General features: G+C 62.1%; 12 protein-coding genes and 1 riboswitch. Of the genes, 11 read left to right on the forward strand and 1 reads right to left on the reverse strand.

Going from position 1 to position 13,406, the window contains the following annotated elements:
- Positions 1–652: 652 nt before the first annotated feature.
- Genes JNB71_RS13980 through JNB71_RS14005 form a run of 6 tightly spaced genes read left to right on the forward strand, consistent with a single transcriptional unit; the run spans position 653 to position 7,873 of the window.
- A complete protein-coding gene (locus JNB71_RS13980; RefSeq protein ID WP_220372419.1) occupies positions 653–1,639 on the forward strand; it encodes a BMP family protein in 987 nt (328 codons plus the stop codon).
- A gap of 12 nt (positions 1,640–1,651) precedes the next feature.
- A complete protein-coding gene (locus JNB71_RS13985) occupies positions 1,652–3,064 on the forward strand; it encodes an amidase (protein WP_220372420.1) in 1,413 nt (470 codons plus the stop codon).
- Positions 3,061–4,587 (forward strand): ABC transporter ATP-binding protein, encoded by a 1,527-nt coding sequence (locus tag JNB71_RS13990; RefSeq protein ID WP_220372421.1) that lies wholly within the window; start codon positions 3,061–3,063, stop codon positions 4,585–4,587. Before JNB71_RS13985 ends, JNB71_RS13990 begins: the two co-directional genes overlap by 4 nt.
- A complete protein-coding gene (locus tag JNB71_RS13995; RefSeq protein WP_220372422.1) occupies positions 4,577–5,626 on the forward strand; it encodes an ABC transporter permease in 1,050 nt (349 codons plus the stop codon). The genes JNB71_RS13990 and JNB71_RS13995 overlap by 11 nt, the downstream gene beginning before the upstream one ends.
- Positions 5,623–6,564 (forward strand): ABC transporter permease, encoded by a 942-nt coding sequence (locus tag JNB71_RS14000; RefSeq protein WP_220372423.1) that lies wholly within the window; start codon positions 5,623–5,625, stop codon positions 6,562–6,564. The genes JNB71_RS13995 and JNB71_RS14000 overlap by 4 nt, the downstream gene beginning before the upstream one ends.
- A 16-nt stretch (positions 6,565–6,580) precedes the next feature.
- On the forward strand, positions 6,581–7,873 hold the full coding sequence (locus tag JNB71_RS14005) for an amidohydrolase family protein (protein WP_220372424.1): 1,293 nt from the start codon (positions 6,581–6,583) through the stop codon (positions 7,871–7,873).
- Positions 7,874–8,328: 455 nt separating this feature from the next.
- On the opposite strand, the gene JNB71_RS14010 is transcribed toward JNB71_RS14005, so the two are convergent.
- Positions 8,329–8,475 carry a DUF1127 domain-containing protein gene (locus tag JNB71_RS14010; protein ID WP_220372425.1) on the reverse strand — a complete coding sequence of 49 codons (147 nt, stop codon included), beginning with the start codon at positions 8,473–8,475 and terminating at the stop codon, positions 8,329–8,331.
- Between the two features lie 461 nt (positions 8,476–8,936).
- Positions 8,937–9,047, forward strand: a riboswitch (guanidine-I (ykkC/yxkD leader).
- Between the two features lie 77 nt (positions 9,048–9,124).
- Here JNB71_RS14010 and JNB71_RS14015 point away from each other — a divergent pair.
- The 5 genes from JNB71_RS14015 to JNB71_RS14035 all read left to right on the forward strand — a co-directional run bounded on the left by JNB71_RS14015 (position 9,125) and on the right by JNB71_RS14035 (position 13,404).
- Positions 9,125–10,198 (forward strand): putative urea ABC transporter substrate-binding protein, encoded by a 1,074-nt coding sequence (locus JNB71_RS14015; protein ID WP_220372426.1) that lies wholly within the window; start codon positions 9,125–9,127, stop codon positions 10,196–10,198.
- Positions 10,199–10,265: 67 nt separating this feature from the next.
- Positions 10,266–11,081 (forward strand): ABC transporter permease, encoded by an 816-nt coding sequence (locus JNB71_RS14020; protein WP_220372427.1) that lies wholly within the window; start codon positions 10,266–10,268, stop codon positions 11,079–11,081.
- The gene (locus tag JNB71_RS14025) at positions 11,081–11,908 is read left to right on the forward strand and encodes an ABC transporter ATP-binding protein (RefSeq protein WP_220372428.1); all 828 of its coding nucleotides are present in this window, start codon (positions 11,081–11,083) and stop codon (positions 11,906–11,908) included. Before JNB71_RS14020 ends, JNB71_RS14025 begins: the two co-directional genes overlap by 1 nt.
- A gap of 2 nt (positions 11,909–11,910) precedes the next feature.
- Entirely contained in the window at positions 11,911–12,729 is an 819-nt protein-coding gene (locus tag JNB71_RS14030; RefSeq protein WP_220372429.1) for an urea amidolyase associated protein UAAP1, read from the forward strand.
- Between the two features lie 12 nt (positions 12,730–12,741).
- Entirely contained in the window at positions 12,742–13,404 is a 663-nt protein-coding gene (locus JNB71_RS14035; protein WP_220372430.1) for an urea amidolyase associated protein UAAP2, read from the forward strand.
- Positions 13,405–13,406: the final 2 nt, after the last annotated feature.

Below are 13,406 nucleotides of genomic sequence, written 5' to 3' on the forward strand. Positions count from 1 at the left end.
GCAAGGCCGGCGGTGTGATATTGGCCTGACCGTCCGTGGCGGGGATCACGCTCACTCCCTGCCCAATGTCATGCTCATTGAGAGTAGAGCTGGCGACGGTACCGACGACAAGAGCCTGATATTTGTTCGCATCCGCAGCTTGCACGGATGTCGCAGATTGAACAGAAACCTCGCGCGTACTGGTAGACTTGCGCGACCTCCCCCTTCCGCCCACGGTCAGCCACTGGGGAACCCAGGAATCCACTAGTAGTGAGCGGGAAGCCCACCGGCGAGCTTTGCGGTGCATTGCAAGCCCCTCTCGTGAAATTGGCAAAGACAAATATCTGAGGATCGTTCCGCCAAAATTATAGTCGAAGAATAACGCCGCATATCCTACCCATTTCGACTACAGGCGGCATCCTTTCAGGTGAACGAGCCTGTGCGAGCGCACCCGTGCCCTTGAGACTACAATGGGTAGCTGAATGGCTCCCTCCCGGGACGCGTCATGTCATTCCCCTCGGAGCCGGCGCACTGTCGAAGCCCTTCGGTAGCATGGGTCCAACCGATCGGCTGCAAGGAAAAACGGCCTTTCCTTTGCGCCTCACCCTTGCTTGACACCCCTTCTACCCCTCCATATGGTTTTTGAACCAAATGGTAAAAAAGGGGAACGATCATGACGAAAGACATACTGATTTCACGCCGCGGCGTGATCGCATCGGGCATTGCTCTTGGCCTTTCGACGCTGGCGCCGATCGCCCGTGCCGCCGCGCCGCTCAAGGTCGCCGGCATCCATGCCTCGCCTGTCGAGAATGCCTGGAATTCGTGTCTTCATGCCGCGCTTCAGGCCGCCGCCAAGCAAGGCGTGATCGAATATGTATTCTCCGAAGGAGTTTCAGGCACTGACTATCCCCGCGCCATGCGCGAATATGCAGAGCAGGGTAACAAGCTGATCATTGGTGAATCCTACGCCGTCGAGAAGGAGGCGCGCCAAGTGGCTGCCGATTACCCTGACACAGCCTTCGTGCTCGGTTCGAGCGGCAACGAGGAAGGCTCGAATTTTGGCGTCTTCGGCACATGGAATCATGACGGCGCCTATCTCGCCGGTATGCTGGCAGGAAAGATGACCAAGTCGAATGTCATCGGTTCCGTCGGCGCAATCCCGATTCCCGAGGTCAACATGCTGATCAACGCCTTCGCAGAAGGCGTGAAGGCCGTGAACCCTAATGCCAAGCACCTCGTCTCCTTCATCGGCACCTTCTTCGATCCGCCGAAGGCGCGCGAAGCCGGCCTCGCCCAGATCGATGCTGGCGCCGACATCCTGTTCGGCGAGCGTATCGGCACGGCAGACGCTGCCAAGGAGCGCGGCATCAAGGCCGTCGGCTCGCTGATTGACTATACCCCGCGCTATCCCGACACTGTCTTTGCCAACGCGCTCTGGGGCTTCCGTCCGATACTCGACGCCGCGATCGCCGACGTGCAGGCAGGCAAGCCGGTCGGGAAGAACTATACCGCCTTCGGCCTGATGAAGGAGGGCGGCAGTGACATTGTATACGTCAAGGGCGTGGCACCAGCTGACGCGGAAGTGGCCATGGAGAAGGTGCGGGCAGACATCAAGTCAGGTGCCTTCGAGGTTCCGAGGAACATGGAGGAGCCGAAGTAATTCGGGTCCGTCATGACCGCAGACGCCACCACGCTGGCTGAGGCTATCAAGGTCGGACGCCTGAGCGCATTCGATGCGATGCAGGCTTCTCTCCAGGCCGCTCATGACCTTGAGGCGCTCGGTGCGATCGTCTATCTCAATCGGGAGTTGGGCGAAAGCGCCGCGCGCGGCATGGATCGCGAACGCGATAGCGCAACCCTTATGTTTCAGGAGCGCCCGTTCGCGGGCGTGCCTACGCTCGCCAAGGATCTCGGCGGGCCTTTCGCAGGACTGCCGGTCACTGCCGGTTCACGGCTGTTCAAGCGCGAGCCATCCCATTCGGATTCAGATCTGGCGAAGCGGTTTCGCCATGCCGGCTTCTGTCCTTTCGGCGTGACGACGAGTCCGGAATTCGGCCTCTCGTTTGCGAGCGAGCCTGCGATTGGGCCGATTTGCCGCAATCCGCTTGATCGGTCGCTGACACCGGGAGGGTCCTCGGGCGGCGCCGCCGCGGCGGTCGCAGCCGGAATCGTCGCGATCGCGCATGCGACCGATGCCGGCGGCTCGATCCGCGTGCCGGCGGCATGCTGCGGTCTCGTGGGGTTGAAACCGGGACGCGGCGCCGTCCCGGCAGGACCTTCTTTCGGCAATCATCTCGGCGGCATCACAAGCGAGCTGGTCGTGGCGCGTTCGGTGCGTGATGCGGCGTCTGCTTTCGAAGCCCTCGGGGGACAGGCGCGCGGACCTTTCGCGGACAGCGCGCCGGTACTCTTCGAGCCGATTGCGCTGCGGGTTGGCGTCCTCACGGACACGGGCGCCGCGCAGCCCACATCAGCCGAGCGAAGCGCAGCCGTCGAGGCCGCGGCTCTGAGCCTCGAGGCGCAGGGACACACACTCATTCCGCTCGACTGGGTGGAATTTGAGGCCATGGTTGCGGCGAGCGGCAGGACGTTTGGCGGCATCGTTGCGGTCAACCTCGCGGCCATGGTGCAGTCGTCGGCCATCGCGCTCGAGGGTGCGGAACCACTGACCCAGGCGTTTGTGGCCCGTGGTCGCGCGATGTCTGGCACCTCGCTCTGGGACATCCTGAACGAGGGCGTACTCGTGAGCCGCGACCTTTGGGGGGTCTTCCAACGCGTCGATGTCATCGTGACGCCGATGTTGGCCAGCGCGCCCTTGCCGATAGGTTCTTTCCCGACCTATCATCAGGACGCCGAGCTCCAGCTCGACCGCATGGCCACATTCGCGCCGCTTGCATCTCTCGCCAATGTTTCGGGCTTTCCCGCGATCACGCTGCCGTTCGGCGCGGATGCGGGAGGCCTGCCGCTTCCGGTTCAACTGATGGCCCCGTTCGGTCATGAGCCGCTGCTTCTTGCGCTCGCAGCCCGGCTCGAGTCCGAGGACCGCTGGCAACACAGATTTCCAGTCGCGGGGCTCGCAGAATGACGACACCAGTCCTCGAGATTATCGGCGTCAGCAAGCGCTTTGGCGACACCCTCGCAAACGACGGAATTTCCATGTCGCTCGGCAAGGGCGAGATCGTGGCGTTGCTTGGCGAGAATGGCGCAGGCAAGACGACCCTGATGAGCATTCTCTTCGGCCACTATGTGCCAGACGACGGCCAAATCCGGATCGATGGCGAAGAACTGCCTCCTGGCAAACCACGCGCCGCCATCAGCGCCGGGGTCGGCATGGTGCACCAGCACTTCTCCCTGGCGTCCAATCTCACGGTGCTTGAGAATGTTATGACCGGGACCGAGCGGCTTTGGAAGCTGTGGTCGGCGACACAGGCGGCGCGCAAGAAGCTTGTCAGCATCGCTGAGCGTTTCGGACTCAAGATCGATCCTGATGCCCGGCTCGGAGACCTCTCCGTTGGCGAGCAGCAGCGGGTGGAAATATTGAAGGCGCTCTACAATGACGCCCGTATCCTGATCCTCGACGAGCCCACCGCGGTGCTGACCAATATCGAGGCAGAGCGGCTGTTTGCGACCCTCAAGGACATGGCGCGGCAGGGCCTGTCACTGATCTTCATATCACACAAGCTCGATGAAGTGATGGCGGCCGCCCACCGTATCGTCGTACTGCGCGGTGGAAAGGTGGTGGCTGGACGCAAGGCGTCGGAAACCAGCAAGGCCGAGCTCGCAGAACTCATGGTGGGTCGCCGCGTAACGCGGCCGGTGCGCGAACCCTCAACGCCGGGCGCCGTGGTGTTGGAAGTGCGTGACCTCGGCGTTCGGATCGGTGGCGTCGAGCGGCTGAAGGACGTCGACTTCGCGCTCCGCGAGGGGGAGGTGCTGGGCATCATCGGCGTGTCCGGCAATGGCCAGGTGCCGCTCGCCCGCGTGCTTTCGGGCACGCTCGCGCGCACATCCGGCGAAATCCTGCTCTATGGCGAGCCAGTGGGGCATCTCAGTGTGGGCGATGTGGTCGATGCCGGTATCGGTCGCGTCCCCGAAGACCGCAATGGCGAAGGCGTGATCGGGGAAATGTCGATCTGGGAGAATGCAGTGCTGGAAAGGCTGCCGGCCTACTCGCACAACGGTCTCGTCGATCGCAAGGCCGGGATGGCCTTCGCCAAATCCATCATCGATGCTTTCGACGTGCGCGGCGGAACGCCCGCGAGCGGCACCCGGCTTCTTTCGGGCGGCAACATGCAGAAACTCATCCTCGGCCGCAACCTGTCGCACAGGCCGCGCATCCTGATTGCTGCGCAACCTGCACGCGGGCTCGACGAGGGCGCAGTCGCGGCCGTCCACGCCCGGATTCTCGAGGCGCGGAAGGCGGGCACAGCAGTGCTGTTGATCTCCGAGGACCTCGACGAGGTTATCTCCCTGGCCGACCGGATCCAGGCGATCGTCGCTGGCAGGCTCTCGCCGCCCCTCGACGCGGGGAGGATCGATGCGCGGCGGCTTGGACTTATGATGTCCGGCGACTGGAGCCACGCGGCGGAGGCTACCCATGCGCCTTGAACGTCGCGAACACCGTCCGCTGCTGCTGCTGATCGGTGCGCCGATCGCGGCGATCGTCGCAGCACTCGCCCTCTCGGGCATCCTGATCGCCATTGCCGGCGCACCGGTGCTTGATGCCTACAGGCGGATCCTGGTCGGCGCCTTTGGCTCCCGGCTTTCGGCGACCGAGACATTGACCCGGGCCACGCCATTGATCCTGACAGGACTCGCCGCCGCCGTCGCCTTCCGTGCCCGGCTCTGGAATATCGGCGCCGAGGGACAGTTCTATCTCGGTGCGATCGCTGTCGCCGCGTTCGGTTCCAGGCTGCTGGCGGAGCTGCCGGGGCCGATCCTCATTCCGTTGCTGCTGGTCGTCGGCGCGATCGCGGGCATGGCGCTGATCCTCGTGCCGCTCTGGCTGAGATTGCGCTTCTCGGTCGACGAGGTCGTGAGCAGCCTGCTCATGAACTTCATCGCCGTTCTCTTCGTCTCGATGCTCATCGATGGCGTGCTTAAGGATCCCCTCGCCTTTGGCTGGCCACAGTCCCAGGCGGTGGCCGATCATGCAACGCTTCCGAAGCTCATCGCGCGGTCGCGGCTTCATATCGGCCTTGTGATTGCAATGGTTTTGGCTGTCTTGGTTTACCTCGTCCAGTCGCGTACCGTGTTCGGCATGCAGTCGCGCGCGGCGGGGCTCAATCCGCAAGGGGCCCTCTTCGCGGGCGTGCCGCTCGGGCGCACGCTGGTCAAGGTTGCCTGTCTCTCCGGTGGGCTTGCGGGTCTGGCCGGCGCGATTGAAGTCATGGGGGTCAAAGGTTATGTCACGACCGACCTGTCCCCGGGCTTCGGCTATGCCGGCATCGTTGTCGCCATGCTCGCCAACCTCAATCCGATCGGCGTCGTCTTCGCAGCCCTGTTCACCGCCATCATGTTCGTGGGCGCCGATGGCATGAGCCGCAGCCTTGGAATCCCCACCTACATCGCCGATGTTACCGTGGCGCTAGCGCTGCTCACCATGCTGGTCGCCCTTTTCTTCACCCAGTATAGGATCCGCCGATGAGCGTCGTGTTCGACATACTGGCCTCTGCCGGTCTCTGGGCAGCGATCCTGCGCATTGCCACACCGCTGATCTTCGGCACGCTTGGCGCGCTGCTCTGCGAGCGGGCAGGCGTCCTCAACCTCGGCATCGAGGGTATCATGACCTTCGGCGCGATGATCGGCTGGCTTGCCGTGTTTCACGGCGCGGATCTGTGGACAGGCGTGCTGGTGGCCGCGATCTCCGGTGCACTTTTCGGCGTGCTGCATTCGCTGCTGACGGTTACCCTCGGGCTCTCGCAACACGTCTCGGGGTTGGGCGTGACGCTCTTTGCCTCGAGCTTCAGCTACTACGTCTTCCGGCTGGTTGTCCCCGTGGCGGGCACACCGCCAACGGTCATGCCGTTCCAGCCGATCGACATTCCGGCGCTTTCGTCGCTTCCCTTCATCGGCCCGGCTTTCTTCACCCAGACGGCTCCGACCTATCTCGCCATCGTCGTCGCGCTGATCATGGCCTATATCATCTTCCACACGCCTGTCGGGCTTGCAATCCGGATGACGGGGGAGAATCCGCATGCCGCCGAAGCTCAAGGCGTGAACCCGATGAAGGTACGCTACGGCACGGTGATCGTCGGCAGTGCGCTTATGGCTGTCGGCGGCGCTTTCCTCACACTTTCGGCGTTCAACTCCTTCTTCCCGACCATGGTACAGGGACGCGGCTGGATCTGCATCGCGCTCGTGGTGTTCGCCTCCTGGCGACCGGGGCGGGCACTGTTCGGGGCACTGCTCTTCGCCTTTTTCGATGCCTTCCAGCTCAGGCTGCAGACAGTCGTCGAAGGCGTGCCTTACCAGATCTTCCTGATGACGCCCTACATCCTCTCCATCTTCGCACTCGCCCTCATGGCGCGACGAGCCCGCGTACCGCAGGCGCTGATGCAGCCCTACCGCCGCGGCGAACGATAACTTGAAAGGTCCCGGCATGTTTGATCTCATTGTCCGAAACGCGAACCTTCCCGATGGACGTAGCGGGATCGACATCGCAATCGCCCGAGGCAAGATCGCCGCAATCGAAAAGGGGATCGCGGCCAGTGCCGGCGAGGAGATAGATGCGACCGACCGACTGGTGAGCCCGCCTTTCATCGACCCGCATTTCCACATGGATGCAACGTTGTCTCTCGGCATTCCTCGCATGAACGTGTCCGGTACGTTGCTCGAAGGCATCGCGCTTTGGGGTGAGCTGCGACCGATCGTCACCAAGGAGGAACTGGTCGAGCGGGCGCTGCGGTATTGCGACCTCGCAGTCACGCAAGGCCTTCTCTTCATCCGCAGCCATGTTGATACGTCCGATCCCAAGCTCGTCACGGTCGAAGCGCTGCTGGAAGTCAAGGATCGCATCAAGCCTTATATCGAGCTGCAGCTCGTGGCCTTTCCGCAGGACGGTTATTATCGCGCGAAGGACGGTGTTACCGCACTCAACCGCGCACTCGACATGGGCGTCGACATTGTCGGCGGCATTCCGCATTTCGAGCGCACCATGGAGGATGGCCGGCTATCGGTGGAGGCGCTCTGCCGACTGGCCGCCGACCGAGGCCTGCCCGTCGACATGCATTGCGATGAGACCGACGATCCGATGTCGCGCCATATCGAAACGCTGGCCGCCGAGACAATCCGCCACGGCCTGCAGGGTCGCGTCGCCGGCTCGCACCTCACGTCCATGCATTCCATGGACAACTACTACGTCTCGAAGCTCATCCCGCTGATGGCGGAGGCCCAGATCAACGTAATTCCCAATCCGCTGATCAACATCATGCTGCAGGGCCGGCACGATACCTATCCCAAACGCCGGGGCATGACCCGCGTACGCGAGATGATGGTGGCCGGGCTCAACGTTTCTTTCGGGCATGATTGCGTGATGGATCCGTGGTATTCGATGGGCTCGGGCGACATGCTTGAGGTTGGCCATATGGCGATCCATGTTGCCCAGATGGCAGGCATTGAAGACAAGAGGCAGATCTTTGATGCACTCACCGTCAATTCTGCAAAAACGCTCGGCCTCCAGGGCTATGGTTTGGAGAAAGGCTGCAAGGCCGACATCGTTATCCTCCAGGCCGCCGATCCGATGGAGGCGCTCCGGCTGAAGCCGAACCGGCTTGCGGTCATCAAGGGCGGCAAGGTGATCGCTCGTACGGCGCCCCGGATAGGCGAACTCTTCCTCGACGGCCGCCCGAAGAGCATCGATGGCGGCCGAGACTACGTGCCGAAGATCCAATGAGACCGATGCGCGGGCGGCGCGACCGCGTGTTGACCAGCTGATGCCAGCGCGGCGGCCGCGGCCATGACCATAGGGTATCCTCTGCGCGCTGCGCAGGGGCGTGCATCACCTGGGTCGCCGGTCACCTCGCCCAACAAGGCTCCGAAAATCAAAATGCCTGCCGCGGGAGGAGGTGCGGCAGGCTTTCCGAAAAGAACCGAACAGCGACTGGGAGGAGGAAGTGGGCCGTCTAAAACCCGAAGCTTTGCGGGAGGAGGTGCATCGCTTCGATGGTTTGATACACCGACCCTGCAGTGTGCCAATGTCTTCTGCCGCACTGCAGCTATGCACGAATTGCATGTCGGAAAGGCCCGGAAGAAAACGCCGATCTGATCGACCCAAGGCATGGAAATCGACGCAAAAACGCCCGCGTCATTAGCGGGCGTCGAGCAGTCTGAAGATCAAATACTGTGCGGTTAGCGCGCGACCGATGCGCGCGCCACGCTGCGGATATCGGCGCGGTCGATGCCGAGGTCCTGCAGTTCACGGCTGGACATGCGGCTGAGTTCGTTGACTGTCTGACGGAACTTGCGCCAATTGTTGAAGGAGCGTGCTACGTTCATGATGATCCCCTTTCCTGAGGGCTGTCTGACGTCACCAATCTTGCTTGGTCCGGCGTCGTTTGGATGATTGGAACATAGATGGCTCAATCGGTTTAAAACAGTGACAATCCCTCGCACCACCTATGCACTGGGCGCATGGAACGTTACTTTTTTGCACGAAATGCTCGTTTTTTAAGCCCCCCGATCAAAATCCGTCGGAGGGTGGGTTGTTTACCGTTGATCTGCCAGCGCTTCAACTATGCCGGTTTTGGCGTTGGCCATGCCCAGATAGCCACTGTCGAAAGGTCACAAAATCCCCATGCTCCCGATGTGACACCGAGCCGCTGGTAACTTTAGAGGCAGGAGGCGCCCAACGAATGTGCAAGTGCATGCACTTTACGCCAGGGAAAGTTTGCCCCTCGGATACACTCCCATGAAATCATAGGCTTAACGATTGGCACGCAGCTTGCGTGTATAGTCGTCGAGTTGGTGGCTAGGGTTCCGGCGCTTTTCAAAAGCGTGCTGGTCCGAGAGCTGCCACCGGTTGGGGAGACATCCCGCCGGGTGCACGGCGGGACAAAAGCCCGGGAGACCTCGTTAGCCAAGGGATTGGCGGCGCGATGGTCCATGCCGATCCCTTTTTTGAAGAAAAGCAAAAAGGGGAAATGCAATGCAGATTTTTTCGAAAATGCTCTCGATCACCGCGCTTGTCGCTTCGCTGGCGGTCGGTATGACGTCCAACGCCGTCGCTGCACCAAAGACCGATTTCAAGGTCGCCTGGTCGATCTATGTCGGTTGGATGCCGTGGGGTTACGCGTCAGACAATGGGATCGTAAAAAAATGGGCCGACAAATACGGCCTCACGATCGAAGTCACCCAGTTCAACGATTACGTGGAATCGATGAACCAGTACACCGCCGGCGCCTTCGATGCCGTCACGCTCACCAACATGGACGGTCTCTCGATTCCGGCAGCCGGTGGGGTCGATACGACGGCCGTCATCGTCGGCGACTTCTCCAACGGCAACGACGCAGTCATTCTCAAGGACAAGGCGAGCCTTGCAGATGTGAAGGGCCAGAACGTCAATCTCGTCGAATTTTCCGTCTCGCACTATCTGCTCGCCCGGGCGCTTGAAAGCCTCAAGCTGAGTGAAAAGGACGTGAAGGTGATCAACACCTCTGACGCCGACATGGTCAGCGCCTACAAGACGAAGGATGTTTCGGCAGTCGTCACCTGGAACCCGCTCGTTGCGACCATTCTCGAAGATCCGACGGCCAAAAAGGTTTTCGACAGCTCGCAAATCCCCGGCGAAATCATCGACCTGATGGTCGCCAATACCGACGTGCTGAAGGACAATCCGAACTTCGGCAAGGCGCTCGCCGGCATCTGGTATGAAACCGCAGCGCTGATGACGGCAGATACCGACGAGGGCAAGGCGGCGCGCGAAGCGATGGGCTCTGCATCCGGAACCGATCTGAAGGGCTTCGAAGCCCAGCTCGCCGCCACCAAGCTGTTCGACAAGCCCGCCGACGCGGTTGCCTTTACGGCGTCGCCGAGCCTGCCGAAGACGATGGACCTCGTGCGCAACTTCCTGTTCGAAAAGGGATTGCTCGGCAGCGGAGCGGCCTCGGCGGATGTCATTGGCATCGAAATGCCCGATGGCAAGGTTCTCGGCGATAGCGGTAACGTCAAGCTGCGCTTCACCGATACCTACATGAAGGCCGCGGCCGACGGCTCGCTCTGAGCGTTGCGCCGATCGGCGGTGCGGGTTTACCGCGCCGCCCTCTTCCCTTCATCAGCGGAGCCATGTCATGCGCTGGATCAACACCAGGCCGAACCGAGGCGCACAACTTGCCCTCATGCTTCTGCCCTTCGTCCTGCTGGTTGCCGCCTATGCGGCGGGATCGGCGGCGCGGCTGGCGGAAAATGCCAATGACAAGCTGCTGCCCGGCCTCACGGGTTTTGCCGACGCCGTCAACCGGCTGGCGTTCCTGCCGGATGCGCGCACAGGCGACTATCTGCTCTGGTCCGATACGGCCGCAAGCTTGATCCGGCTTTTCGCAGGTCTCGGCATTTCGACCGTGACGGCGCTGCTGATCGGCATGGCAATCGGCATGCTGCCCTATCTTCGGGCGCTGCTCGCCCCCTTCGTCGCCGCCGTTTCCATGGTGCCGCCGCTTGCGCTCTTGCCCATTCTGTTCATCGTCATGGGGCTTGGCGAAGCCTCAAAAATCGCACTGATCACCATCGGCGTCGCGCCGACGATGATCCGCGACCTGGCGTTGAAGGCGTTGGAACTGCCACGCGAGCAGATCGTCAAGGCGGAAACGCTGGGCGGCTCCTCGTGGCAGATCGCCCTTCGCGTCGTGCTGCCGCAGATCCTGCCGCGGCTGGTCACTTGCGTGCGGCTGCAGCTCGGTCCAGCCTGGCTGTTCCTCATTGCAGCGGAGGCCATTTCGTCAGATTCCGGGCTCGGCTACCGCATCTTCCTTGTCCGCCGTTACCTGTCCATGGACGTGATCTTTCCCTACGTCGTCTGGATCACCCTGCTTGCCGTTCTGACCAACTTCGTCCTCGACCGGATCCGCATCGCCGTCTTTCCCTGGTCCGAACTGGAGAAGCAGTGATGAGCGAACTGATCATCGACAGCGTCTGGAAGGAATATGGCGATCAGATCGTGCTGGAGAACGTGTCGCTGACAGTCGCTTCGCGCGCCTTCGTCGCGCTCGTCGGCCCCTCCGGCTGCGGCAAGTCGACCTTCCTGCGCATGCTTCTTGGCCAGGAGCGGCCCACCAGGGGCACGATCCTCTTGGATGGCGAGCCGCTGCCGGCTGAACCGGGTCCGGATCGCGGCGTCGTGTTCCAGCGCTATTCGGTCTTTCCGCATCTGACGGTGCTCGGCAATGTCCTGCTCGGCAAGGAACTGATGGCCTCGAAATTCAAGGCAAGGCTTTTCGGCCAGGCGCGGCGGTCGGCGATCGACGAAGCTCGGCAACTTATCACTGAAGTTGGCCTTTCCGGCGCAGAAACCAAATACCCGGCACAGCTTTCCGGCGGCATGCAGCAACGACTGGCGCTGGCACAGGCGCTGATCATGAAACCCAAGGTGCTGCTCCTCGACGAGCCGTTCGGGGCGCTCGATCCCGGCATCCGCGCCGAGATCCACACGCTGATGAAACGGCTATGGAACGAAACCCGGATGACCGTCGTCATGGTCACGCACGACATGCGGGAGGCCTTCACGCTGGCCACCCGTGTCGTCGCCTTCGAGCGGCCGCGCGACCGGCCGGAAGAGAAGGAGCGCTACGGCGCCACGATCACACGGGACATTTCCATCTGGCCGCCCCGCCGCGCGGGCGAGCTTTCCCACTTCAGCCCTGACCGGGACGGCCCGGTCGTCTTGCAGGGGCCTCGCCGGGACGACCCGTCTTCCAGCCCGTCAGGAGTTAGATAGCCATGCATGTTAGACGTTCCGCAGAGGAAATTGCAGCCAACCGGCAGCGTTACGAAGAACATCAGAAGAAAGGATTGGAGTTCGCTCCCAAGGCACTTCCGTCACCGAGCTCCCTTCCCGCGCCAGCGATCGAGCCAACAGCGATCATCCATCGGGAAACGATCCCCGGCGGCTGGTACTGGTCGACCCGTGTGAATCGCGGCGAAGCCCTTCGCATAGAGCAGCAGGACGGCGCCTCGACCGTTGCGCTGATCGCCTGGAACGCCAATGACACCAGCGAGAGGCTCAATCTGGTGGATACCGTCAAGGTTCAGTGGACGACGGCGCTCGGCAAGGGCCGGGTGATCTTCTCGGACATGGGCCGCGTGATGTTTTCGATGATCGAGGATAGCTCCGGCGCGCATGACTGCCTGATGGGCGGATCGACGGCAGCTTCGAACGCCGCCAAATATCCGGGCGCCAAGACCCGCAACACGCGGGACAACTTCATCCTGGCGGCCGGCAAGATCGGCCTGGATCGCCGCGACATTCCGGCCGTGCTCAATCTCTTTGCGCCAGTCCGCATCGACGATGCCGGTGGTTTCCGCTGGCAAGGCGAGATGTCCAACAGTGGCGGCTATGTCGACATGCGCGCCGAGATGGACATGCTCGTCTGCCTTTCCACGTGCCCGCACCCGCTCGATCCCAATCCCGTCTATGCACCCGCACCGGTGAGCGTTACCCGGTTCCGCGCCGCCGCTCCGGCCGCAGGCGATCTTGCCCGCACGGCAACCGCAGAGGCCGCGCGCGGCTTCGAGAACAACGCCATGATGCAGGCTTGAGGACGGCGAACCATGACCGATTTCATTCAGACTTCCCCGGCACGCACCCTAGAAAATGCAGCGCAGGATCATTTCATTCCGGCCGAAGCGCCATGGTCAGGTATCGTGCGCAAGGGACAGACCATCCGTATCGAAGACAGCTATGGCCAGCAGGCGGTGGACACGCTCTTCTACAAGGCTGACGATTTTTCCGAGCGCTATTCCAATCAGGACACGATGCGGGAACAGGGCGCAGCCTATGTCGGCACCGGCACACGGATCGTCTCCAACGAAGGCCGCACGATGCTGACGATGACGGCCGACAGCTGTGGCCGCCACGACACCTCGGCTGGCGCCTGCTCCTGCGAGAGCAACACCGTGCGCTTCGGCCACGGCACCAAGTACCTGCACGCCTGCCGCGACAACTTCGTGATCGAGGTTACGAAACACGGGATGAACAAGCGCGACATCGTGCCGAATATCAACTTCTTCATGAACGTGCCGATCAGCCCCGATGGCAAGATGACCATCGTCGACGGCATCTCAGCGCCTGGCGACTTCGTCGAGCTGGTGGCCGAGATGGACGTGCTCTGCGTCATCTCCAACTGCCCGCAGATCAACAATCCCTGCAACGGCTTCGATCCGACGCCGATTCGCGTGCTGATCTGGGACGCCGCATCGGACGCCGAGGCATGAGC

The organism is Rhizobium herbae (genome assembly GCF_019511375.1).
Classification (GTDB): Bacteria; Pseudomonadota; Alphaproteobacteria; order Rhizobiales; family Rhizobiaceae; genus Pararhizobium; species Pararhizobium herbae_A.